The sequence below is a fragment of the Williamsia deligens genome, from assembly GCF_024171765.1.
Taxonomy (GTDB): domain Bacteria; phylum Actinomycetota; class Actinomycetes; order Mycobacteriales; family Mycobacteriaceae; genus Williamsia_A; species Williamsia_A deligens.
On the sequence record NZ_JAMTCI010000001.1, the window covers coordinates 205,184 to 227,505 of the forward strand.

The 22,322-nt window shown below is 71.2% G+C and carries 24 protein-coding genes and 1 tRNA gene; 10 read left to right on the forward strand and 15 right to left on the reverse strand.

What is annotated here, in order from left to right; genetic code table 11:
- The first annotated feature begins 107 nt into the window (after nt 1–107).
- Nucleotides 108–380 carry a hypothetical protein gene (locus tag LX14_RS01000; RefSeq protein ID WP_253645428.1) on the forward strand — a complete coding sequence of 91 codons (273 nt, stop codon included), beginning with the start codon at nt 108–110 and terminating at the stop codon, nt 378–380.
- On the opposite strand, the gene LX14_RS01005 is transcribed toward LX14_RS01000, so the two are convergent.
- Nucleotides 342–1,775 (reverse strand): aminotransferase-like domain-containing protein, encoded by a 1,434-nt coding sequence (locus LX14_RS01005; protein WP_253645429.1) that lies wholly within the window; start codon nt 1,773–1,775, stop codon nt 342–344. The two genes, LX14_RS01000 and LX14_RS01005, sit on opposite strands and share 39 nt — an antisense overlap.
- Here LX14_RS01005 and LX14_RS01010 point away from each other — a divergent pair.
- Nucleotides 1,774–2,760: a DMT family transporter gene (locus tag LX14_RS01010; protein ID WP_253645430.1), complete on the forward strand. Its 987-nt coding sequence runs from the start codon at nt 1,774–1,776 to the stop codon at nt 2,758–2,760. The genes LX14_RS01005 and LX14_RS01010 overlap by 2 nt on opposite strands.
- Here LX14_RS01010 and LX14_RS01015 read toward each other — a convergent pair.
- The 5 genes from LX14_RS01015 to LX14_RS01035 form a co-directional block, all read right to left on the reverse strand.
- Nucleotides 2,681–2,914 carry a hypothetical protein gene (locus LX14_RS01015; protein WP_253645431.1) on the reverse strand — a complete coding sequence of 78 codons (234 nt, stop codon included), beginning with the start codon at nt 2,912–2,914 and terminating at the stop codon, nt 2,681–2,683. The genes LX14_RS01010 and LX14_RS01015 overlap by 80 nt on opposite strands.
- Nucleotides 2,915–2,955: 41 nt before the next feature.
- Nucleotides 2,956–4,323 (reverse strand): S8 family serine peptidase, encoded by a 1,368-nt coding sequence (locus LX14_RS01020; protein WP_253645432.1) that lies wholly within the window; start codon nt 4,321–4,323, stop codon nt 2,956–2,958.
- Between the two features lie 97 nt (nt 4,324–4,420).
- Nucleotides 4,421–4,885, reverse strand: coding sequence for an NUDIX hydrolase (locus tag LX14_RS01025; protein WP_253645433.1), 465 nt, complete (start codon nt 4,883–4,885; stop codon nt 4,421–4,423).
- Nucleotides 4,872–5,027 (reverse strand): hypothetical protein, encoded by a 156-nt coding sequence (locus LX14_RS01030; RefSeq protein ID WP_253645434.1) that lies wholly within the window; start codon nt 5,025–5,027, stop codon nt 4,872–4,874. The genes LX14_RS01025 and LX14_RS01030 overlap by 14 nt, the downstream gene beginning before the upstream one ends.
- Before the next feature lie 57 nt (nt 5,028–5,084).
- Nucleotides 5,085–6,002: a ribokinase gene (locus LX14_RS01035; RefSeq protein ID WP_253645435.1), complete on the reverse strand. Its 918-nt coding sequence runs from the start codon at nt 6,000–6,002 to the stop codon at nt 5,085–5,087.
- A gap of 84 nt (nt 6,003–6,086) precedes the next feature.
- On the opposite strand from LX14_RS01035, the gene LX14_RS01040 reads away from it, so the two are divergent.
- Together LX14_RS01040 and LX14_RS01045 are read left to right on the forward strand one after the other, a co-directional pair.
- Nucleotides 6,087–7,790 (forward strand): FAD-binding dehydrogenase, encoded by a 1,704-nt coding sequence (locus tag LX14_RS01040; protein ID WP_253645436.1) that lies wholly within the window; start codon nt 6,087–6,089, stop codon nt 7,788–7,790.
- A 12-nt stretch (nt 7,791–7,802) separates the two neighbouring features.
- A complete protein-coding gene (locus LX14_RS01045; RefSeq protein ID WP_253645437.1) occupies nt 7,803–8,606 on the forward strand; it encodes a HugZ family pyridoxamine 5'-phosphate oxidase in 804 nt (267 codons plus the stop codon).
- Between the two features lie 223 nt (nt 8,607–8,829).
- Here the strand turns inward: LX14_RS01045 and LX14_RS01050 are convergent, their stop codons facing one another.
- Together LX14_RS01050 and LX14_RS01055 are read right to left on the reverse strand one after the other, a co-directional pair.
- Nucleotides 8,830–9,393 carry a LemA family protein gene (locus tag LX14_RS01050; protein ID WP_253645438.1) on the reverse strand — a complete coding sequence of 188 codons (564 nt, stop codon included), beginning with the start codon at nt 9,391–9,393 and terminating at the stop codon, nt 8,830–8,832.
- Nucleotides 9,394–9,412: 19 nt separating this feature from the next.
- Complete coding sequence (locus LX14_RS01055) at nt 9,413–11,173, reverse strand: DUF2207 domain-containing protein (protein ID WP_253645439.1); 1,761 nt, start codon at nt 11,171–11,173, stop codon at nt 9,413–9,415.
- Between the two features lie 115 nt (nt 11,174–11,288).
- On the opposite strand from LX14_RS01055, the gene LX14_RS01060 reads away from it, so the two are divergent.
- From LX14_RS01060 to LX14_RS01070, 4 genes are all read left to right on the forward strand, one after another.
- A tRNA-Ala gene (locus LX14_RS01060) sits at nt 11,289–11,364 on the forward strand.
- Between the two features lie 716 nt (nt 11,365–12,080).
- Nucleotides 12,081–12,215, forward strand: a complete 135-nt coding sequence (locus tag LX14_RS20570) for a hypothetical protein (RefSeq protein WP_301283139.1) — start codon at nt 12,081–12,083, stop codon at nt 12,213–12,215.
- A gap of 619 nt (nt 12,216–12,834) precedes the next feature.
- Nucleotides 12,835–13,062 (forward strand): hypothetical protein, encoded by a 228-nt coding sequence (locus tag LX14_RS01065; RefSeq protein WP_253645440.1) that lies wholly within the window; start codon nt 12,835–12,837, stop codon nt 13,060–13,062.
- Nucleotides 13,063–13,499: 437 nt separating this feature from the next.
- Complete coding sequence (locus LX14_RS01070) at nt 13,500–13,655, forward strand: hypothetical protein (RefSeq protein ID WP_253645441.1); 156 nt, start codon at nt 13,500–13,502, stop codon at nt 13,653–13,655.
- A 16-nt stretch (nt 13,656–13,671) separates the two neighbouring features.
- Here the strand turns inward: LX14_RS01070 and LX14_RS01075 are convergent, their stop codons facing one another.
- Nucleotides 13,672–14,475, reverse strand: a complete 804-nt coding sequence (locus LX14_RS01075; RefSeq protein WP_253645442.1) for a class I SAM-dependent methyltransferase — start codon at nt 14,473–14,475, stop codon at nt 13,672–13,674.
- A 285-nt stretch (nt 14,476–14,760) separates the two neighbouring features.
- Between LX14_RS01075 and LX14_RS01080 the strand changes: the two genes are divergently transcribed.
- On the forward strand, nt 14,761–16,260 hold the full coding sequence (locus tag LX14_RS01080; RefSeq protein WP_253645443.1) for a phytoene desaturase family protein: 1,500 nt from the start codon (nt 14,761–14,763) through the stop codon (nt 16,258–16,260).
- Here the strand turns inward: LX14_RS01080 and LX14_RS01085 are convergent, their stop codons facing one another.
- From LX14_RS01085 to LX14_RS01110, 6 genes are all read right to left on the reverse strand, one after another.
- Nucleotides 16,261–16,593, reverse strand: coding sequence for an MmcQ/YjbR family DNA-binding protein (locus LX14_RS01085; protein ID WP_253645444.1), 333 nt, complete (start codon nt 16,591–16,593; stop codon nt 16,261–16,263).
- 17 nt (nt 16,594–16,610) lie between these two features.
- A complete protein-coding gene (gene sepX / locus LX14_RS01090) occupies nt 16,611–17,648 on the reverse strand; it encodes a divisome protein SepX/GlpR (protein WP_253645445.1) in 1,038 nt (345 codons plus the stop codon).
- 117 nt (nt 17,649–17,765) lie between these two features.
- Complete coding sequence (locus LX14_RS01095; RefSeq protein WP_253645446.1) at nt 17,766–18,431, reverse strand: GNAT family N-acetyltransferase; 666 nt, start codon at nt 18,429–18,431, stop codon at nt 17,766–17,768.
- 39 nt (nt 18,432–18,470) lie between these two features.
- Nucleotides 18,471–19,739, reverse strand: coding sequence for a molybdotransferase-like divisome protein Glp (gene glp, locus LX14_RS01100; RefSeq protein WP_253645447.1), 1,269 nt, complete (start codon nt 19,737–19,739; stop codon nt 18,471–18,473).
- A gap of 92 nt (nt 19,740–19,831) precedes the next feature.
- Complete coding sequence (locus LX14_RS01105; RefSeq protein ID WP_253645448.1) at nt 19,832–20,767, reverse strand: UTP--glucose-1-phosphate uridylyltransferase; 936 nt, start codon at nt 20,765–20,767, stop codon at nt 19,832–19,834.
- 71 nt (nt 20,768–20,838) lie between these two features.
- Nucleotides 20,839–21,684: a class I SAM-dependent methyltransferase gene (locus LX14_RS01110; RefSeq protein ID WP_253645449.1), complete on the reverse strand. Its 846-nt coding sequence runs from the start codon at nt 21,682–21,684 to the stop codon at nt 20,839–20,841.
- Between the two features lie 109 nt (nt 21,685–21,793).
- Here LX14_RS01110 and LX14_RS01115 point away from each other — a divergent pair, with 109 nt between their 5' ends.
- Nucleotides 21,794–22,315 (forward strand): PaaI family thioesterase, encoded by a 522-nt coding sequence (locus tag LX14_RS01115; RefSeq protein WP_253645450.1) that lies wholly within the window; start codon nt 21,794–21,796, stop codon nt 22,313–22,315.
- Nucleotides 22,316–22,322: the final 7 nt, after the last annotated feature.

Sequence of the window (22,322 nt, forward strand, 5' to 3'; positions counted from 1 at the left end):
GACGCGGTCGGGATGCTGGAGGTATCGAACCTTTCCATGACGCCCCCGCCGACGACGATCCCCGCCCGGATCGTGGGTCGACGCTGCGCTCGGCGGGGATCTACGTGGTGTCGGTGTTCTCCTTCGCCATCGCGTTCCTCGTCGTCGGGGCCGCTCTCTACGACCCCGTGCCCCTGTGGGTGCTCATCGTCTTCCCGCTGCTGGTGTTCGCGGGCGCCGTCGGCGCACTGTGGTGGACGTTCCGGATCTGGCAGGCCGAGCGGTCCGCGGCCATGACCCCGCGCGGACGCTGGCAGGTCTGGCAGGGCGCCGGCTGGCTGCTGTTGGCGATGTTCCTGCTGTCACTCGGTGGCACCGGCGGCGCGCTCATGGACCGCTGATCCCCCGACGACCCGCTCGATGATGCGTGCCGCCTCGGGGAACTGCGCGGGGTCCGCCCACCCGTAGTTGAGGCGCAGGTGCGGCCCGGGCACCGACGCCGGGAACCACTCGTCGCCGGGCGACACGGCGACGCCCTCGGCCAGGCAGCGGGCTGCGACCCCCTGCGCGTCCAGATCCTGCGGCAGCCGCGCCCACAGGTTCAGTCCACCGTCGGGAACCGACGCGACGGTCAACGACGGTGCATGCGCCGACACGGCTGCGGCGAGCGCGTCGCGACGGACCCGGAGTTCGCGACGCAGCCGCGCGAGATGTGTCTGCCACGACGGCCGCGTCACCACGTCGAGAGCAGCGTGCTGCAGCACCGGTGAGACGTAGAGGTCGCTCGAGGCGAGTGCGCCGGCGATCCGGTCGCGCACCGGCCCCCGTGCGATCACCGCACCCACCCGCAGGGCGAGCGATGCACTCTTCGTCAGGGAGCGGATGTAGACGACGTGGCCGTCGGGGTCGTCGGCCACCAGCGGTGGGCGCGGTTCGGCGATCGCCAGGTCCCGCGCCCAGTCGTCCTCGACGAGGAACACCCCACGGTCGGCGGCGACCCGCATGATCGCGGCACGCTCCTCCGGGAGCCAGTGCGCGCCCGTGGGGTTCGCGAACGTCGGCTGGACGTAGGCGATGCGTGCACCCGACGCCCGCAGGGCCTCGTCCATGTCCGCGACGCGCGGTGCTCCGGCACCTCGTGCGACGGGGACGATGACCAGCCCTGCCTGGCGGGCCGCGGAGATCGCACCCCAGTACGTCGGCGACTCCATGACGACCGCCTCACCGGGCGCGGCCAGCGCACGGAAGACCGCCGACAGGGCCGCCTGTCCGCCTGCGGTCACCACGACGTCGGTCGGGCGCGGTGCCGCCGACGCCAATCCGGGTGCGGCCTCCCGCGCGAACCACGCACGCAGGTCGGCCACGCCGACGAGAGGTGGCCGGTCCCAGGGGTTCTCGCGGATCGCGCGCTGCAGTGCCGACCGCACCTCACGCAACGGCACCAGGTCCGGTGACGGGTAGCCGCTGTGGAGCGCGATCGTGCCCGGCCCCACATCCCGCAGCGTCGATCCGACAGGTGTCGGACCCGTACGGTCGGGTCCGAGGCTGGTGGTCTGCCAGTCCACGTCGCCCGCGCCCCTGGCCGAGGGGGATCGCAGGACGAAATTGCCGACGCCGGGCCGTGTCTCGACGAGACCGGATGCGACGAGCCGACCGATCGCCTTCTGCACCGTCACCGGTCCGGCCCCGAACCGCTGGGCGAGCGACCGGGTGGACGGCAGTCGCGACCCCGGGGCCGCCTCGGACAGCTCGCGGCGGAGCTGCTCAGAGATGGCCGCACTGCTATCGTCGAACATGAGATACGACAATAGCGCTATCGCCGGTGCGGCCGCACCGCTACCGGCGCGCTCCGGCCTGGCGATCGGGTCGGTCGGAGTGCTGGCCTTCTCGTTCACGGTGCCCATGACACGCATCGCCGTGGCCGATCTCGATCCGCTGGTCGTCGGCATCGGCCGGGCCGTCGTCGCCGGGGTGCTCGCTGCCGCCGTGCTCGCCGCTGTCCGGCCCCGGCGTCCCCGAGGCGTCCAGTGGGCGCGTCTCGCGGCGGTCGCCGGCGGCGTCGTCGTCGGGTTCCCCGTGCTCACCTCGATGGCGCTGACCACGACGACGGCCGCGCACTCGGCTGTCGTGATCGGTCTCCTGCCTGCGGCGACGGCGGTCGCCGCGGTGGCGCGGACCCGCGAGAGTCCCCCGGCCCGGTTCTGGTGGTTCGCGGCGCTCGGCGCACTGGCGGTCGGTGTGTTCTCGGCGGCGGGGCGGGGCTCGTTCGGTACACCGCATGTCGGTGACCTCCTGCTGGTGGCCGCCGTCGTCGCCGGCGCGATCGGGTACGCGGAGGGCGGACTTCTCGCCCGCGAGCTCGGCGCGTGGCAGACCATCAGTTGGGCGTTGCTGCTCGCCCTGCCCGTGACCGCAGCGGTGACGTGCACGGTGGTCCTGCGGTCCGCGCCGCACGCGGGCGGCACGGGGTGGGCGGCGTTCGCCTACCTGTCCGGCGTCAGCATGTTCCTGGGCTTCTTCGCCTGGTACCGCGGGCTGGCGATCGGCCCGATGACCACGGTGAGCCAGATCCAGCTCGTCCAGCCGGTGCTGTCGGTGCTGTGGTCCGTCGCCCTCCTCGGCGAGCACCTCACCTGGGCCCTGACGCTCGGTGCCGCGGCGATCATCGCGGTCGCCGCGTGTGCCGTGCGCAGCCGCCCGACTACTGGACCGGCGAGTCCGGTGGCGCCACACCGAAGTGCGGGGCCTGCTCGATCGACGCCACACCGCGTATCGAACTGAGCGGACCGCGCACGTCGTCGGCGACGGTGCCGGAGATGATGCCGATCGCGGCGTGCACGGCCGTCACGTGGACGCCGACCGCGCGGACGGACGCGACCACGTCGTCGAGAGCGGCGAGGTGGTCGTCGTCGACGGTGATCGTGACGTCAGCCATGGCGGCCGATCCTACGCCCGCGACAGCGACTCGTCCGCAGGTCAGCGCGGCGCCTGAACCAGACCCGCGCCGACATCGGACGCGGGCACATCGAGCCGACGGGCCTGCTGGGTGAGGGTGGTCCACAGGTCGCGGCCCCGCCGGCCGGTGGTCTGCGCCCAGAGAGCCGCGATCCCCGCCACGTGCGGTGTGGCCATCGACGTCCCACTGATGGTGGTGTACCGGCTCGCGCCGTCACCCTCCGAGGACCCGGGCGGGAAGACCGGCCACGACGAGTACACGTCGACGCCCGGGCCCGCGAAGTCGACGTTGCCGCCCTCGACGTCGGTACTGCGGGCGGAGAACGGCGCGATCGCCGAACGCTGGTCCGTCGCGGCCACCGCAGCGATCGACGGACTGTTCGCCGGCACCCCGACGAACCCCGGGTCGGCGGGACGGTTCGCGTTGTTGCCCGCCGCAGCGACGATCAGCGTCCCCGCCGCGAGTGCGCGCCGACCGACCGTCTCGTAGGCGGTGGACACCGCGCGGACATCGGCACCGAGCGACATGGACACGATGTCGACGCGGTTGGTCAGTGCCCAGTTGAGCCCCGCGAGGATGCCCTCGTCCGCGCCGCTGCCGTCGTCGCCGAGGACCTTGCCGACGAACACCGCCGCCTCGTACGCGATGCCGTACCGCCGGCCGGCGGTGGGGGCCTTCGGTCCGCACGACGTTCCGACGCAATGGGTTCCGTGACCGTGACCGTCCTGTGCGGTCGTCACCCCGTCGACGAATGCGGCCGAGGTGATCTCCCGGCCCGCGAAGTCGGGATGCGTGAGATCGAGACCGGTGTCGAGCACGGCGACGCGCACACCGGCGCCGGTGGCCGTCGTGGTCGAGACGCCGGTGGCGATGAGGCCCCACGTGAACGCGTCGGTGTCGGCGACAGGCGCGGCGGCACGGACCGAGGCCGCGCCGGCGCCGAGTCGGGCGACGAGATCGGCGACGCCGTCGGCGTATCCGCGCAGGTACTCCGAGCGATCCGGCGTGGGCGGCACCCCCGGTGCGCTCAGGATCCGGTGCACGCGTTCAGGTTCCACGGCGAGGATGTCGCCGTCGGACGAGCACTGTGCGGCCAGCGCGGACGCCTGGTCGTCGTCGGCCGCGACGACCGCGATGCCGAGGTCGGCGAAGACGGTCGCCTGTGCTCGCCGGGTCTGGGAGGGGTCGACGACGCGGTCACGGAAATCCGCGGTGGACGCGACGTCGGTGAGTCCGGCGACGCGGCGCAGCACGTCCGCGTATCCCCCCGCGCTCGTCGCGTCCCCGAAGACCACCAGTCGGCGTCCTGTCGTCCCCTGCTGTCCGGTCCCCCGCTGTCCGGTCCCCTGCTGTCCGATCCCCTGCTGTCCGTTCGATGTCCCGATCATCGATGCCTCCCATGCTCGTGTTCGCACACCGTAATGCGAGCCTGCGACAGCGTCCGGGCGCCGACGCACGGTGGGCGCCGCCGATATCGGGCGCGGTTCAGACCCCGTAGAGGTCGGCGACCCTGCGCAGCAGCGGCTCCTGTGCGGGCAGGATCTTGCGGCCGGCGGTGGGCATGTCGAACCACTCGACGCGGTCGATCTCGGGGAACTCCCGCATCGTGCCGGATCCCCGCGGCCACTCCATGGTGAAGGTGTTGCTGACCGACGTCGCGGGATCGACGTCCGTCTCGATCACGTACGCCGTGACGATCTTCCCGCTCTTCTGGGTGATGTCACCGATCGGCTGCAGTGCGCCGGCATCGACGGCGACACCGACCTCCTCGGCGAACTCGCGGGCGGCGGCGTCTCGCGGGTCCTCATCGGTGCACTCCCCCTTGGGGATCGACCAGGCGCCGTCGTCACGTCGGGCCCAGAGGGGGCCACCGGGGTGGGCGAGCAGGACCTCGATCGTGCCGGCGCCGGCGCGGCGCACGGCGATCACGCCGGCGCTACGGCGTGGCAACGCTGCGGATCTCGGGTGCGACGTGTGCTGCGCGGCGGCGTTCGACCTCACCCCGATGGATGGCGGCACCGATGGTCAGGGCGGTGATGGCCGCGACCGCGAGCCACCCCACCACTGCTATGACGACGATCACAGCGACCATGCCAGCATCGTGACCTGCGGCCGGTCCACACACAAGGGGACAGGGGTCCCGCGTTGGTCACGACTTGCTCACGATGTCCGCGACGTGATCGGCCACAGTCGCGAGATCGGGATACGCCGCGTGGGTCCCCGTCGTGCGGACGGCCAGCGATCCGGCCGTGACGGCCCACCTCACGGCGTCCCGGAGATCCTCACCGACGGCCAGCCGGGCGGCGAGCACCCCGACGAGAGCGTCTCCCGCACCGGTGGAGTCGACCACGTCGACGCGCGGCGGGCTCACCTCGCCCGTGTCGTCGCCGGTCACCCAGACCGCTCCGCGCGCACCGAGGGTGACGACGACGCTGCGAGCACCCCGCCGCGTCATCGCCGCCGCGGCCGCACGTGCGTCACCGATGCCGTCGACGGATCGACCGGCGAGGACGGCGAGTTCGTGTTCGTTCACCACCAGGGGGTCACATCGGGCGACGAGCGTGGCGTCGAGCGCGCCGGCGGGTGCGGCGTTCACGATCAGTCGGCCCGTGCAGGCGTCGGCGGCGGCCGCCGTGACCGCCGTCGGGACCTCCATCTGACAGACCACCACCGCCGCCTCGGACACCACGGATCGTTCGGTGTCGTCGAGGTCGTCCCACGCCTCGTTCGCGCCGGGGTCGAGCACGATGGTGTTCTCGCCGTCGGCCACCTGGATGAAGGCGGTGCCCGTGCGTGCGTCGGCCACGGTCCGCAACCCGGTCACGTCGACACCCTCGCGGTCCAGTGCCGCGCGGGCGTCGCTCCCGTCGGGTCCCTCGCCCACGCGACCGATGAACGCCACCGCCTCGTGGACTCGCCGCGCGGCGACCGCCTGGTTGGCACCCTTGCCGCCGACGTTGCGACGGACACCCGCCGCGCGCAGCGTCTCCCCCGGTCGCGGGAACCGGTCGAGCTCGGCGACCACGTCGACGTTGACCGATCCCACCACCACCACGGCTGCCTGCACGGTCCCGATGATGCCGGACGGCCGCGGGGTCCCCGGTGGGTATGGTCGGGAGGCATCACAGGAGCCCGGCAGCGGAGGTCAATCGTGGACGTCGACGTCATCGTGGTGGGAGCCGGACTCTCCGGTCTCGTCGCCGCACACGAGCTGACCGCGGCGGGGCGTCGGGTCGCGTTGCTCGACCAGGAGAACGCGGCCAACCTCGGCGGGCAGGCGTGGTGGTCGTTCGGCGGCCTCTTCTTCGTCGACAGCCCGGAGCAGCGACGCCTGCGCGTGCACGACTCCGTCGAACTCGCCTGGCGTGACTGGCAGAACAGCGCCGGCTTCGACCGTCTCGACGACGAGGACTCGTGGGCCGTGCAGTGGGCCCGCGCCTACGTCGAGTTCGCGGCGGGCGAGAAGCGGTCCTGGCTCGACGGTCACGGCATCACCTTCCTGCCCACCGTCGGGTGGGCCGAACGCGGTGGCCTGCGCGCCGACGCCCACGGGAATTCGGTGCCGCGCTTCCACGTCGCCTGGGGCACCGGCACGGGGATCGTCCGCCCGTTCGCCGAATCCGCCCGCCGCGCCGCGACGCAGGGGACGCTCGCGTTCCACCACCGCCACCGCGTCGACGAGTTGATCGTCGAGGGCGGCGCCGTCGTCGGTGTCCGCGGGTCGCTGCTCGAGCCGGATGTCGCCGTGCGCGGAGCACCCACGTCCCGGGTCGTCGTCGGCGACTTCGAGCTGCGCGCGCAGGCCGTCGTCGTCACGTCCGGCGGGATCGGCGGCAACCACGAACTGGTCCGCAAGTTCTGGCCGGAACGTCTCGGCACCCCTCCGCGGACGATGGTCACCGGTGTCCCCGAACACGTCGACGGGCGGATGCTGGGCATCGCCGAGACCGCCGGCGCGCGGTTGGTGAACCGGGATCGTATGTGGCACTACACCGAGGGCGTCGCCAACTGGGATCCGATCTGGCCGTCGCACGGCATCCGGATCCTCCCCGGACCGTCGTCGATGTGGTTCGACGCGCTCGGCCGCAGACTCCCCGATCCGTGCCTGCCCGGCTTCGACACGCTCTCCACCCTCCGTCACCTGCGGACCACACCCGACATCGCCGACCACGACCACTCGTGGTTCGTGCTCAACAAGCGCATCATCGCCAAGGAGTTCGCCCTCTCGGGGTCGGAGCAGAACCCCGACATCACCTCGGGTGGTCGCATGGCGATGGTGCGCGAACGCGTCTTCGGTTCCGGCGCACCGGGACCTGTGCAGGCGTTCATCGACAAGGGTGTCGACTTCGTGACCGCGTCGACCGTCGAGGAACTCGTCGCGAAGATGAACGGCCTGACCGACTCGGCCCTGCTCGACGCCGCGACCGTCCGTCGACAGATCGAGGCGCGCGACGCCCAGCTCGACAACGCGTACAGCAAGGACAGCCAGATCATGGCGATCCGCAACTCGCGGGCGTTCATCGGCGAGCGACTCGGCCGCACCGCCGCGCTCGGCAAGATCCTCGATCCCGACGACGGCCCGCTGATCGGCGTGAAGCTGCACGTGTTGACGCGGAAGTCGTTGGGCGGGATCCAGACCGACCTGTCCTCACGCGTCCTTGGTCTCGACGGCGAGCCCGTGGAGGGGTTGTTCGCCGCCGGCGAGGCGGCCGGGTTCGGCGGCGGCGGCGTGCACGGCTACAACTCGCTGGAGGGCACGTTCCTGGGCGGGTGCCTGTTCTCCGGCAGGACAGCCGGCCGGGCGATCGACGCCGCGCTCGGCACCCGGCCGGTCGCCAGTCGCGAGAACGCGTAGGAGGAACCCTTCATGGCCGAGACACCGCGCGACCACGGCGATCCCGGTGACGCACCGTCGGTGCCGTCGCCGCTGACCGCACCGATCAACCCGGTCCGTCCGAGTGCGGCGGAGGAGGCGCGGACCATCGCGGCGTCGACGAACACCGCGACGCTCGCGACCCTCACCGCCGACGGCGACCCCTGGGCGTCGTACGTGACGTTCGGTCTGCTCGGTGGCGATCCGGTGCTGTGCGTGTCCCACATGGCCGAGCACGGACGCAACCTCGCGTCGGATCCGCGTGCGAGCCTGGCCGTCGTCGCACCGACATCCGACACCGATCCCCTCGCGGGCAGTCGGATCACGCTGGCGGGCCGCGTCGCGAAGCCCGTTCGCGACGAGTACGCCGCCGCGCGCACCGCACACCTCGCCGCCGTGCCGGCCGCGAGGTATTACGTCGACTACAGCGACTTCACGCTGTGGGTGCTGCACGTCGACCGCGTGCGGTGGGTGGGCGGATACGGGCGGATGGACTCGGCCACCGGAGCGGATTACGCGGCGGCACAGCCCGATCCGGTCGCGCCGCTGTCGGCTCCTGCCGTCGAGCACCTCAACGCCGACCACGCCGACTCGCTGGTGGCGATGGCCGGGGCGTTCGGCGGGTTCCCCGACGCGACCGCGGCCACGTGCACGGCGGCCGATCGCTACGGACTCGACCTCAAGGTGACGACGCCGCGCGGGATCGCGTACACCCGCGTCGGGTACGCGTCGCCGATCGACGGCATCGACGACCTCCGCGCCGCGACAGTCGATCTCGCCCGCCGCGCCCGCTCCTGACCCACGCCCCACCCGTCGAGTGGGCGTTTGGAGACGTCGAGTGGGCGTCTGTGTACGTCGAGTGGGCGTTCGACGACGAGCCGACGCCTCCAACCGCCCAATCGACGTCTCCAACCGCCCAACCGACGTCTGTAAGCGCCCAACCGACGTCTGTAAGCGCCCAACCGACGTCTCCAACCGCCCACCCGACGAGTTCGGGCGGGGTGCCAGACCCGTCCGGCCGTCAGAAGCTGACGGTCGGCGGCGCCTGCTGACCCTCAGGGGCCTTGTAGAACTCCCGGCGACCGACCTTGGCGACTCCGGAGAAGAACATCCACGGGATCGTCGAGACCAGGGTGTTGAGCGTGCTCACGGCGTCGTTGTAGTACTGGCGGGCGAACGAGATCTGGTTCTCGGTGTCGGCGAGCTGCCGCTGCAGGTCGAGGAAACCGCTGTCCGCCTTGAGATCCGGGTACGCCTCGGCGACGGCCATCACGTCGACGAGCGCCTTCTGCAACTGGGCGTCGGCGGCGGCCTTCTCCGGCACCGCACCACCCTGCGCGGCGGAGGCGACGCGCGACCGCGCCTCGGTCACGGCCTCGAGGACGCCCTTCTCGTGCGATGCGTAGCCCTTCACCGTGTTGACCAGGTTCGGGATCAGGTCCGCGCGGCGGGTCAGCTGGACGTCGATGCCGCCGAGCGCCTCCTGTGCCCCGATGTCGGCCTTGCGCAGCTTGTTGAAGCCGACGACGCCGGCGATCACCAGCAGCACGACGATGACGACGATCACGATCACCGCGATCAGCATGCGATTCCTCCTCCGGTTGTCACCACGAACCACCGCCTCCTCCGCCGCCGCCCCCGCCACCGGAGAATCCCCCGCCGGAGAACCCGCCGCCCGAGCTCGACGACGACTTCTGCGTCGCCTCGTAGGACGAGATCGCCGACGACACCGACGACGAGAAATCCGAGGGGAACGCCGCGAACGTCCCGGCACCGTATCCGGCGTAGAAGCCGGGACCACCCGCAAACCACGTCGGCGCGGGCGGGTCCTCGCCCATCTGTACGCGGTACTTCTCGGCCCACACATCGGCGACACCGAACGCGACGGCCCACGGGATGTACTGCGTGTACAGCTCCCGGTGGCCGCTGAAGTCGAATCGTGCCTCCGACGAGCGCGTCCCCAGCACCCGTCGGAACCCGCCCACCTGCGACCAGACATCGCGGCCCTTCTTGGTCCGGAACGTGACCGCGCCGGGCTGCAACACCGGCAGGCACACGACCGCGAACGCAGCGAACGGCAACCCGAGCAGCGACATCGAGAGCGGGTTCCAGATGTAGATCACCGCGGCGACGATCGCGGCCAGGATCAACGCCAGGCGCGCTCCCTGCGCGAGCCGCGCCGCCTCCAGCAGCCCCGACGACCGTCCCCACGAGGCCAGGGCGCTGTCGAAGCCGGACCGGACGTCCTTGAGGTGTCTGCCGGCGTCGGCATCGGACGGATCGGCGACGAACTCCGCCCCCGACCGCACCCCGAGCGACGCGGCCACATCCTGCGTCACCGAGTCCACCGGGGCGGTCGGGCTCTCGCCGCCACGGATGGTCCAGGTGTCCCCCTGCTTGGCGACGGTCGCGACACCCCGCTCGCCCATCTCCAGGATCGTGGCGGCGAACAGGTCGTCGGAGGTCGCCTCGGTCATCACGAACGCCCCCTGGGCCGGGCCGATCCCCGCCGGCGGCGCGTACATCAGCGGGAAGGCGGGCTCCGGCTCGTGGGTGCTGCGCACGATGAACCCGGCCACGCCCGCCGCGAGGAGCGCCAGCACGCCGACGACGACGGCCCACGGCACCGAACGCCCGAACACCGCGTCGAAGGCGACGGTCCACGGGAGGGACACGCGGTCCGGCGGCGGCACGTCGATCGCCGTCTGCACCGTGACCGGCGTGTGCGGCTCGAGCTCGCCGGTGGTGACCGTCAGCGTCGTACCCGACGCCTGCGCCGTGCACCCGGTGGTCGAGGCCGTGCCGACGGCGCACCGCGTCTGTCGCGGTGCTGCGGGCAGCTCGACGCGGATCGCACTGCGGGTGATGGGCATCTGCCATCCGCCGGGGATGACGTTCCAGTAGAACTGCGACCCCGCCGCACCGTTCTCCGCACGTCCCAGCACCCCGGCGATGGTGTACTCGATGACGTAGCGGTGCCGCCCGCTGATGGTGGTGTCCGCGTCACCGATCTTCGCGACCCGATAACGGCCGTTGCTCTGTGTACTGACGTCGAGACCGTCGGGGCGGCCGTCGCGGGTCACCGCGATGTCCTCGGGGACGAGGCGCACGTGGTGATCGGACGGGTCGACGACGTCGAAGAAGCGGAAGATGCCGTGCTTGGAGACGGGGAAGTCCACGTCGAGGGTCTCGGTGGCGCGCAGTCGACCGTCCGCGGCGACCCGGAAATCGGCCGAGTAGTCGACGATGCGCGCGGTCTCCGTGGTCGGTGAGCCGGAATCATCTCCGGCCCCCGACAGCAGGGGGATGAACATCGCCCCCACGGCGACGAGCAGACCCACCACCACGGTGATCGCTCGCCTCATGGGCAGGGAGCGTAGTCCACTCCGGGGAGAATGCCCGGGTTACGACCATCCCGCCCGTGACCAGCCGGTTTCGACGGTGCCGGGCACCTTTGCTACCGTTGCAGAGCTTCACCCAGGGGCTATAGCGCAGTTGGTAGCGCGTCTCGTTCGCATCGAGAAGGTCGGGAGTTCGATTCTCCCTAGCTCCACCACGACATTGAAGTTCAGAGAGCGTTCCCGGTCTGACCGGGGCGCCCCCCGGTTTCTGTCCGCAGTTCTTCCGCAGCAGATTCGCGGGATCGCCGCATCGAGCGCGCCCGCGACGGCATCGAGGTCGGAGTCCAAGAGGTCGGCGTACTCGTCCGACGTCTTCGACGTCATCGACGCCTTCGCGAGTCCGAGCATCCGCTGTCCGCGGACGTCGGCGCCGGCCGACACCGCCAGTGACGCGGCCGTGTGACGAAGGTCGTCCTGACCGCCACCCTGCAGTCGATCTGCGGTACCAGGGGAGATGAGCGGTTCGGACACCCCACCTCTCGCGGAGCGTACGGTCTAGACGACCCCCGGCCGACCCTCCCAGCGTCACGTCGGTCCGTGGGTGGCCCCCGCCTGGCCACCGGGGTTGGAAGCGCCCGGGCGACGGCCGGCGGCCCGCCAACTCGGGGGAGGATTGGCGGGCCACCGGCTGCGGCCACATCTTCGCCGCGGATCAGGTCTGAGTCTCTCTGCTCACCGTCGACACAGGTAGCCGTTCCGGCCACCCCTCGCCCGGGATACTGGACGGCTCGCGCTGTACTTGCCCCGGGGCCCGTGCGCGAAGCGATCGTCCGCGCGGGGCGCGTGAGACCGCGCGACGACACGGGCGGTCTTGGGTGGAGGTTTCGCCAAAGCCGCATCCCGCGGCCGCTTCGGGAGGATCGTCCGCCTCATGTGCCCCGACTGCGCGTTCCGCATCGTCACCTCGACGATGACAGGGGAACTGCGCGCCGACGGCACCCGCGACGACGTCGTCCTCCGCTACTGCTCACCCGACTGCGCACTCAACGGCACACGACCTGCCTGACGGAGCAACTGTGTCCTCCGGTCGGTCGATGCGCAATCGTCACCCGGGGTGGCCATCGACGATGCATGGTGGCCACCGGACTCGAGGTGACGCTGCACCAGGGCCGTGAGCGCGCCGAGGTGTCGCGCTTCACCCGCACCCTCGATGGAATCGTGCTGTCCCTGCGCGAGATCGATCAGGTCTATCTGACCCGCGCACCGCGGGCGACGTGGGTGCAGGCGGATCTCAAGCACCGCCGCGACCGCAGACGGCAGCCGTCTCGCCGGGCTCGTCGCGCCGAACAAGGGCGTGCAAGCGGTCTCTCTCGCCACCTAGAACGACGAGCGCGTGGACGCCGGGTGGAAGCTGTCGGACAGTGTGAGGATCCACCTCACACACGACGAGGGGTTCCCCTGTGGTCACGTAGTCCGCGGCATTCACGTCTTTCGCCCTGCGCCGGTGTGGGTGCCCACGCTCGATGACGCGTTGGCCGAGGACAGCACCCGCGGCTGACGGAACCGTCGGCGTCCCGAGCGCGCCCGACGTAGGCGAGCATCCTCGGCGCCGTGGGCCACGCCCTCACCACCGCCGCGGCCGACCCCTGCGAAGGGGAAGCGAAAGCGCTCGCAAGAATGTTCGCATGTCGCAGAACGACCACGATATGAACGCCATCCCCACCGGTGACCCGATGCCCCAGCTCGTGCACAAGGCGCGTAGCCGCCCACGCGACGAGAACGCAATCACCGAATCGGTCCGCGCGTGCATCGCCGTTGGCTACGACTGGAGCGACATCGGCCCCGCCATCGGACTGAGCGTCAACGAAGCCCGCGAGCGGTGGCGGCACCTGCAGGGCGACCCTCGGGCGTAGCGAGGTCGGTGCCGCGGCCCACTGCTAGAACCGCGACACCTCGGCAACCTCGGCCACCGTGATCACAGGCTTCACTGCTGCACCGCGTGCGAAACCAGGCCGGCCAATGTTGGACACACCCGTCAGCTCTGGCCAGATGGGTCACCACGTCTCAAGCGCAGGGGTGCAACGCGAGCGGTGACCCGCCGCAACGAGACTCCAGCCTTCTCGGTGCCTGCAGACGTCCGGTTCGTAGAGCGTGCATCGAGAAGGTCGGGAGTTTTGAGCCATGTTCAGAATCGGAGGGTGGACCCGTGACCAGCGAGAACGTGACGACGACCGAGCCCGTCGACGCCGTCGCACGACGTCGCCCGACGCTTCGACCAGCTGCAGAAGATCTATTCTGCGGGGCCGTTTTCGCAGCGATCTGGCAGCACCAGAGGGTGTCCATCGATGACATGCACGACGAGACCCCGTGGCGACTGTTCACCGCCGACATCATCGCCGAGCTGCCGATCTCGCAGGACGACAACACCCCGATCGCGGACATCGCGAGGACGCTCGTCGCACGGGACCACCCGGGGCCGGACACGGCGAACCGCACGGACAGCTGACGACCGCACCCGACCGTCAGTCGGCGTCCCCTCGGCGTCCGAGAAGATGGAACGCTCGGCTCATCTGCCGGTAGGGGTCACGGCGACTCGCCTCGGCCTCGACCCGCGCGATGGCGTCAACCTCGGCGGGATCCGAGATGTCGAGGGCTGCGCCGGCGAACTCGAGCCAGTCGACGAAGAGCCAGGTCCCGTACAGCGCCTCCGTCGCCACCCCGTGAGCGGACAGCGTCGTCGTCAACTCCTCGGGCGTGTCCGACCGCGTCTGAACCCCGAGTGGGTTGTCCTGCACCCGCTCGTCGAACGCCGCGAGGGCGTCGACCCATCGACGTTCCATCGCGGGGCGGACCGCGGTGGCGTGGGCGTTCGAGGTCATGATCGAGACCAGGCCCCCAGGCTGCGCACAGCGGCACAGCGTGGCGATCACGGGCTCCGGGTCGTCCAGGTAGCCCAGCACGCCGTGGCACAGAACGCCGTCGAACCGGTTGTCCCCCACCGCGTCCACCGCATCCTCGCCGGCCGCCTGGATGAGTGTCACCCGAGTCCGCGCATCGTCGGACATCATGCGCAGCCGCTCCCGGGCCCGGTCGAGCATGGCCGAGGACGGCTCCACGATCGTCACGTCGAAACCTGCGGACGCCAACGGGAACGACTGATGCCCGGCGCCGCCGCCCACATCCAGCACCCGCGCGGGCGGCTGCGGCAGATGATGCAGCAGGTGTTGGTGGAGCACGTAGGTCCGTACGTATCCCTTGACGGATCCATAAGCCCCGTCGACGAAGCGGTCTGCGAGGTCACGATCGGCCCAGGAGGCATCGTTCACGCAGTGACGGTAGCGCGACGCGCCGTACCGATTCAGCCCGAAAGTGCCGGTTTGCGATCGTGAACGTGCGTACAGTCGGTGTGGGTCCGGATGGGGTGTCCCCCCCAATCCCCATACGGGCCCATCCCACGCCACGAGTGCGTGGGGAGTCTCCACGGAGACGCCGACGGCCCCCTGTCTCCCCCGACCCGGGGGCCGTCGGCCCGGGGCTCCACAGATCGCCCCCGTCCGCCCGGAACGGCTCGCCGCGCGGTGATGGCACCATCGAGGGATGGTGAGCACAGCGTGACGAGTGTGGTCGTGGTCGGCGCGGGCGTGGGAGGACTCGCCGCGGCCGTCCGCCTGGCCGCGCAGGGACACGACGTCACCGTCCTCGAGCACGCAGACGAGCCCGGCGGCAAGCTGGGCGTGATCCGGCGCGACGGCTTCGTGTTCGACACAGGCCCGTCACTGGTGACCATCCCGGACATCCTGGAGGACCTGTTCGCCGCGACGGGCGCACCGGTCCGCGAGGTCCTCGACCTCCAGCGGCTGTCGACGGCAGCGCGGTACCGCTTCCCCGACGGCAGCGTCCTCGACATGCCCGGCCACCTCGACGACATCCCCGCCGCGCTCGACGCCGCCCTCGGTGCGGGCACCGGGGCACAGTGGGCAGCATTCCTGAAGCGCGCGGAGACGATGTGGGACGCCTCGCGGGAGACGTTCCTCGAGGCGCCGCTGACGATCTCGGCGCTGCGGCGCAATCACCCGTCGCCCGCCGCGCTGCCGGCGATCGCACCACTGCGGACCATGCGCGGGATCGGCAAGAAGTACCTCTCCGACCCGCGACTGCGCATGCTGCTCGACAGGTACGCGACATACACCGGATCCGACCCCCGGCGCGCTCCGGCAGCGCTGGCCACCGTGCCCTGGGCCGAACAGGCATACGGATCCTGGTACGTCCGTGGCGGACTCGGCCAGATCGCCGCCGCCCTGGTCGACCGGCTCGTCGGACTCGGCGGCCGCATCGAGTACGGGGCGTCTGTCGGCGCGATCACCACCACCGACGGCCGGGCCGACGGCGTGGACCTCGTCGACGGCACCCACATCGCGGCCGAGATCGTCGTCGCCAACGCCGACGCCCGCTCGGTCTACGGCGCACTGCTGCGGACACCGGCGACGACGAGGATGGCCAAGCGCGTGCTCGCGCCGACCCCGTCGTTCTCCGGTTTCGTCCTCCTGCTGGCGGTCGACGATCCGCCAGACGGGCACCCGCACCACGAGGTGCTGTTCGCCGAGGACTACGACGCCGAGTTCGACGCACTGTTCGGTCGTCGCGGCGGACCCCGGCCGGTCGACCGGCCGACCGTCTACATCTCGGCCCCCGACGACCCCGGGATCGTCCCCGGCCCGGGCAGCGCGGCATGGTTCGTCCTGGTCAACGCGCCGCGACACGACGTCCCGCATGGGGTGGACTGGGACGCACCGGGACTCGCGACGGCCTACGCCGACAGGATCCTCGACCTCATGGCCGAGCGTGGTGTCGACGTCCGTGACCGCATCCGGTGGCGCGAGGTCCTCTCGCCCGCCGACCTGGAACGTCGCACGCTCACCCCCGGCGGGTCGATCTACGGGTCGTCGTCGAACGGGGCCCGTGCGGCATTCCTCCGGCCGCAGAACGCATCTCCGGTTCCCGGGGTCTATCTGGTGGGTGGCTCCGCCCATCCCGGGGGCGGTCTGCCGCTGGTGATGCTGTCGGCGAAGATCACCGCGGAGCTCGTCGCGGCGGACCTCACCGGACGATGATCACCGGTCTCCGAGACCGTCCTGCAGTCGCCTCGGAGCCCGCCGACGCCACGCGTCGGTGAGGAGGTCGAGGACGGGCTCGGCGTCGGCCGAGGCGAGATCGACGGCCACCGCCGACACCCGCGACCCCCACATCACCACGCTCGCCCAGCCGAATTCGGCGACCGCCTCGTGGACCTGCTCCGGGGTGAGCATGATCCGGAGGACCTGCGGTTCGGGACGGGTCGCGAGGACCGAGGTGCGGAAACGGATCGCGTCCATCCCGTGGTGGTCACCGACAGTCACCTCAGGCAGCGACGCAGCGTGCCGCGTGACGTCGTCCCAGGTGAGCACGCCCCGAGTGTCCGCCGCTACTGCCCGACAGCGCTGCGGTAGTCCGGCTCCTCGCGCATCATGCGGCGATGCTGGAACGGCGGCAGATGGTCGAACACCGGGTGCTCGTCGTCGATCTCGAGGACCACCGCGCCGGGGCGACGCAGGTGCATCGGGATCTCGTCGGCGAACGGATCGCCCACATCGTCGAAGTCGCGGCGACGCTGCGGCCGGGCAGCGCGGGTCGCACGCCGGCGACGGATCTGCTCCTCGATGCGGACTGCGCGACGCAGGACGGCCATGTAGACGACCAACGCGGCGACGGTCACACCCGTTGCGACCCAACCGAGCCCACCGAGCGCGATACCGACACCCAGGCCGGCCAGCGCCAGCATCGCCAGGGTGAGCACCACCCGTTGCCGTCGGCGGTAGAGCTTCTCGCCGCGACGCTTGTCCGCAGCGGCGTCGTATCCACCGCGCCCACGACGGCGCGGCTCGTCGGCGTCGGCATCCAGGTCGTCGTCAGCCGCGTCGTCGTCATGCAGGTCGTCGTCGAGCTCGCCATCCGCATCGTCGTCGTGATCAGCGTCGGCGTCGCCCGCCGACGCATCGCCGTCGGTGTCTTCGGCGTCCTCGATGTCGTCGGCGTCCTCGGCCACGATCTCCGGCGCACCGTCGGCCTCCTCGCCGGCGGTGCGGGTCCGGGGCGGGGTGCCGACGTGGATGGCGTCGAGGTCGACCACCGCGTCCTCGTCGGACTCGCCGGCATCGTCGGCCGCGACCGTCGCGGCGACCCGCTCACGCCGGACATCTGCGTGGTCGTCGTCGTCGTTGATGAGCTCGCCCGGCTTGCGGTACTCGCGCTCCGGGGCGACCCAGCCGGCGTCGTGGGGGTGGCGCCCGGCGGAGATACGGCGCGTGGCCCGGGACATCGCGCGGCCGCCGCGGTCGATGACCCGCGTGGCGAGCGTCGCCTGCGTGGGCTTGCGGATCTCGGGGCGGTTCTTGATGAGCATCGGGACCAGGACGAACAGCCAGATGGCCACCAGACAGATCCACAGCACGGAGTTGGGCATGCGGGCGGCTCCTCCTCTCGGCGTCATCCCGGTGACCACACCAGTCACACGTGATCCCCGAAAGGTTAATGCGCCGAACAGCTCGACCTGCGCCGACGCGCCGGGCGGGACACCAGATCACGCGGGGAAGGCGGCCCGCCCCGTACGGACGATCGCCTCGGTGGCGCTGCCCACCACCTCGTCGGCCGTGAGAGCGAAGAGCAGGTGGTCCCGCCACGCCCGGTCGACGTCCATGTAGCGCTGCAACAGCCCCTCGCGGCGGAAACCGACCTTGCCCAGCACAGCCTTCGACGCCTCGTTCGCGGGTTGGACCGTGGCCTCCACCCGGTGCAGTCCGACGGGGCCGAAGCAGTGGTCCACGGCGAGCGCCACAGCGGCGGTCACGACGCCGTTGTTGGTGCGGTCGGCGTCGATCCAGTAACCGATCCACGCGTTGCGCAACGCCCCGCGCTGGATGTTGCCGATGGTGAGCTGCCCGACGAACTCGCCGTCGACCTCGATGGCCAGCGGGATCATGTTCCCCACCTTGGCCTCCCGGCGGAGCACCGAGAACAGTGCGGGCCAGGCGGTGACGTGGTGGCGATCGGCCCAGTCGCCCTCACCGGTCGGCTCCCACGGCAGCAGGGTGGCCTGGTTCTTGATGCGCAGGGCGCTCCACGCCCGACCGTCGCGCAGGCGGACGCCCCGGAGACGCACCGTCCCACCCGGCGTGAGCAGGGGTCCCAGACGCGTGGGCCAACCGGGGTGCGGACCACCGCGCTTGTTCGCCGACCGCCAGAACACGTCCGAACTGTAATACGCGGGTGCGACGAGCCGGGCGGATCAGCCGCGCTGCGCCAGGAACAGCACGTCGACCTCGTCGCCGGTCTGCACCTCGTCGACGTCGGAGTCGACCACGACCAGGCAGTTCGCCTCGGCCAGCCCAGCCAAAAGGTGCGACGACCCGCTCTCGGACGAGCCGATGACCTGCACGAGGTACTCGCCCGTCTGCTCGTCGCGCATCAACTGTCCGCGCAGGTACCCCCGACGTCCGCGCACCGAGGCGATGGGCCCGACGGTGCGGGCCCGGATGACCCGACGCATCGGCTTGCGCTTGCCCAGCGCGATCCGCACGAGCGGCCGGACCATCACCTCGAACGCCACCAGCGCGCTCACCGGGTTCGAGGGCAGCAGGAACGTCGGCACCTCGTCGCGGCCGAGCTGCCCGAAACCCTGGACCGAGCCGGGATGCATGGCGATGCGGTCGATCTCGATGTCGCCCAGCGGCGCGAGTGCGTCCCGGATGTTCTCCGACGCCGTCCCGCCCAGCGGGGCGCAGATCACGACGATCTCCGACCGGATGAGCTGGCCCTCCACCACGTCACGCAGCTGCGACGCCTCGCGGCTCGCGATGCCGACGCGGTTCACGTCGGCGCCGGCGTCGCGGGCTGCCGCCGCCAACGCATAGCTGTTGACGTCGAACACCTGCCCGGGACCGGGCGCGCGGTCGATGTCGACCAGTTCCCCACCGACCGAGATCACCGACAGCCGCGGCCGGGGATGCACCAGCACCCGGGTGCGTCCGACGGCCGCGAGCAGCCCGACCTGCGCCGACCCGATGATGGTGCCCGCACGCACCGCGACGTCACCGGGTTGTACGTCGTCGCCGACCCGGCGGACGTAGTCACCGCTCTCGACGGCGTGGCCGATCTTCACCTTCGACAGTCCGCCGTCGGTCCACCGCAACGGCAGCACGGCGTCGGCGAGGGTCGGCAGTGGTGCGCCCGTCTCCACGCGCACCGCCTGCCGGGGCTGAAGCCGTGTGGGGGTGCGGGATCCGGCGGGCACCTCACCGACAACGGGCAGCACGACGACGACGTGTTCGCCGGGTGCGTCGGCGTCGTCGGACGCCACGATGCCGGCCTCGGCGACATCGACACTGCGCACCGCGTACCCGTCGATGGCCGCCTGGTCGAAGCCGGGCAGCGGGGCCTCGGTGACGACCTCCTCGGCGCACAGGAGTCCCTGCGCCTCACTGATGGCGACGCGGACGGGGCGCGGCGCCACCGCGGCGGCGGTCACCCGCGTCAACTGGTCCTCGACCGAACGCATCTCGCCTCCCACCGTCCCCTCGTCACCCGGGCGCGCCCGGGGACTGCTGATCGAGGTCTGACGTTAGTCGGTGACGGCGCGGGATCGGGCGATCACGCGTCCTGGGCGAGCCGTTCGACGAGGTACTCGCGCAGTTCGGGGCCGATGTCGTCGCGGTCGAGCGCGAAATCGACGGAGGCCTTGAGGTATCCGCCGGGGTTGCCCAGGTCGTGGCGGGTGCCGTGGTGGACGACGACGTGGACCGGGTGGCCCTCCTCGATGAGCAACGCGATGGCGTCGGTGAGCTGCAGCTCCCCGCCGGCGCCGGGCTCGATGCGGCGCAGCGCGTCGAAGATGGCGCGGTCGAGGATGTAGCGGCCCGCGGCGGCAAGGTTCGACGGGGCGTCGGCGGCGTCGGGCTTCTCCACCATGCCGGTCAGCTTCATCACGTTCGGGTTGTTCGCGTCCTCGAGCGGTTCCACGTCGAAGACGCCGTAGGCACTGATCTTCTCGTGCGGGACCTCGATGGCGCACAGCACCGTTCCGCCACGACGGGCGCGGGTGCGCGCCATGACCTCGAGGACGCCACCGGGCAGCACGAGATCGTCAGGGAGGAGAACGGCCACGGCGTCCTCGTCGTCGCGCAGTTCGGCTTCCACGCAGCCCACCGCATGCCCGAGACCTAGGGGCTTGTCCTGCACCACGGCGGCGACCTCCATCAGCGACGGCGCGTTGCGCACCTTCGCCAGCATGGAGGCCTTGCCACGCTTCTCCAGCGTCGACTCCAACACCAGGTCCTCGACGAAGTGGGCCACCACCCCGTCCTTGCCCGGCGACGTGACGATCAGGAGCCGTTCCGCCCCGGCCGATTTCGCCTCCTCGGCGACGAGCTCGATACCCGGCGTGTCCACCACGGGCAGCAGCTCCTTGGGGACCGTCTTGGTCGCGGGCAGGAACCGGGTGCCGAGCCCGGCCGCGGGAACGATCGCCGTGCGTGGGATCGGCGGCGTGTTCGGAACGCTCTCGTATTCGACGCCCTTGGGTCCCATGCCCTACCTCTCAGCTCAGCTGTCAGTGTCGGATCGACGCTAGGTCTTCTCCCCGCCCGTCTCCTGTGAACCTATCGGGTGTCGGCTGTGCGCGCGGGCCGTGCGAGGACCGCGATCCGGGAACCGTCGACATCCCAGCCGACACCTGCGGGGTCGCGGCCGGCGCGGTCCACGACGTCGTCCAGGAGGGCGACGTCGTCGGGCGCGAGATGCTCCCGCGTGGCCGCGAGGACCCGTCGGAGATGGTCGGTGGCCCACGTCACCGCAGGTCCCCCGGTTCCCGGGTCGACGCGCGTCGTGAACTCGTGGGCGTCGACCACCTCCCAGCCGGAGTCGGCGACGATGCGCGGCCAGTCGCCGCCGTGGGTCGGCATCGCCGCACGCAACCGCGTGTCCACGAGATCCCAGGCACGACGTTCGGCCGCCCCGGCGGGACTGTCGGCGGTGAGGAACCGCATCGGCCGGGCCACCTCGACGACGCACATCAGGCCGTCGTCGGTGACGGCGCCGGCGAGACCGCGCAGCACGCGTCCGGGATCCGCCACATGGTGCAGACAGTTCGACGCGAACAGCAGGTCGGGGGCCGTATCGAGCTGCAGGTCCCCGTCGAGATCCGCGACGACCGTGCGGACCCGGGAGGCGACACCCAGTCGGTCGGCGTCGCGCATCAGCGCCTCGTCGTACGCGTCCGAGGCGTCGACCGCGGTCACCTGGGCGGCCGGGAGGCGTCGCGCGAGACCCACCGCGGCGATCCCGGTACCCGCTCCGAGGTCGACGACGGCACGAGCGCGCGGCGCCCGAGCCGCCACCCAGTCGAGCAGTTCGTCCCAGTGCCCGGCGAGGGCCAGGGTCTCGGCGGGCAGTCCCGCGTACGCGTGGTCGCCGGGGGGACCGTGGTGGTGATGACCGTGGGGCATGGCGCGACCATAACCATCTCCCGGCCACAACAGCACACCGTATTGCTGAAACAGCACACGCGTCCTGAACCCACCGCACCGTGCCATCGGCGGATGGCACGATGAACCCATGACGACGTCGAAGACGGTCCACCCCGGACGGCGGAAGACCCCGTTCCACCGGTGGCTGTTCCGTCCCGGACGCTTCCGCGTCCTGGTGAGCCTCTACCCGCCACTGCTCGGCGCGGGCGTACGCGTCTCACGGATCTCCGACGACTGGACGTCGGGCGTCGTGAGCCTGCGGGTCTATCCGTGGACGGCAAACCTGCACGGCGCGGCATTCGGCGGCGCGCTGTTCAGCGCGACGGACATCCTCTACGGGATGATGCTGGCCGCCCAGCTCGGTCGCCGGTTCGAGGTGTGGACCAAGGCGGCCCACATCGAGTTCCACGCCCCGGGTCGCGGCCGACTCCGACTCGACGTCACCCTCACCCACGACGAGGCACAGACGATCCGTGAACAGACCGAGCGCGACGGGTCGTCGGACGTGATCCACCACGTCGCGATCGTCGACGGCGCCGGTACCGTCGTCGCTGAGGCGACGCACACCATGCGGGTCCGAGTGCGGGCGGAGCGATCCACAGACGCGTGATCGCCCG

Coding starts and splice junctions, on each gene's coding strand:
- LX14_RS01015 (WP_253645431.1), bottom strand. CDS start 2,914: ATGGCTGACGTCACGATCACCGTCGACGACGACCACCTCGCCGCTCTC.
- LX14_RS01050 (WP_253645438.1), bottom strand. CDS start 9,393: ATGCTGATCGCGGTGATCGTGATCGTCGTCATCGTCGTGCTGCTGGTG.
- LX14_RS01070 (WP_253645441.1), top strand. CDS start 13,500: ATGCACGACGAGACCCCGTGGCGACTGTTCACCGCCGACATCATCGCC.
- LX14_RS01055 (WP_253645439.1), bottom strand. CDS start 11,173: ATGAGGCGAGCGATCACCGTGGTGGTGGGTCTGCTCGTCGCCGTGGGG.
- LX14_RS01110 (WP_253645449.1), bottom strand. CDS start 21,684: ATGCCCCACGGTCATCACCACCACGGTCCCCCCGGCGACCACGCGTAC.
- LX14_RS20570 (WP_301283139.1), top strand. CDS start 12,081: ATGTGCCCCGACTGCGCGTTCCGCATCGTCACCTCGACGATGACAGGG.
- LX14_RS01010 (WP_253645430.1), top strand. CDS start 1,774: ATGAGATACGACAATAGCGCTATCGCCGGTGCGGCCGCACCGCTACCG.
- glp (WP_253645447.1), bottom strand. CDS start 19,739: ATGCGTTCGGTCGAGGACCAGTTGACGCGGGTGACCGCCGCCGCGGTG.
- LX14_RS01030 (WP_253645434.1), bottom strand. CDS start 5,027: ATGGTCGCTGTGATCGTCGTCATAGCAGTGGTGGGGTGGCTCGCGGTC.
- LX14_RS01115 (WP_253645450.1), top strand. CDS start 21,794: ATGACGACGTCGAAGACGGTCCACCCCGGACGGCGGAAGACCCCGTTC.
- LX14_RS01105 (WP_253645448.1), bottom strand. CDS start 20,767: ATGGGACCCAAGGGCGTCGAATACGAGAGCGTTCCGAACACGCCGCCG.
- sepX (WP_253645445.1), bottom strand. CDS start 17,648: ATGCCCAACTCCGTGCTGTGGATCTGTCTGGTGGCCATCTGGCTGTTC.
- LX14_RS01065 (WP_253645440.1), top strand. CDS start 12,835: ATGTCGCAGAACGACCACGATATGAACGCCATCCCCACCGGTGACCCG.
- LX14_RS01045 (WP_253645437.1), top strand. CDS start 7,803: ATGGCCGAGACACCGCGCGACCACGGCGATCCCGGTGACGCACCGTCG.
- LX14_RS01020 (WP_253645432.1), bottom strand. CDS start 4,323: ATGATCGGGACATCGAACGGACAGCAGGGGATCGGACAGCAGGGGACC.
- LX14_RS01005 (WP_253645429.1), bottom strand. CDS start 1,775: ATGTTCGACGATAGCAGTGCGGCCATCTCTGAGCAGCTCCGCCGCGAG.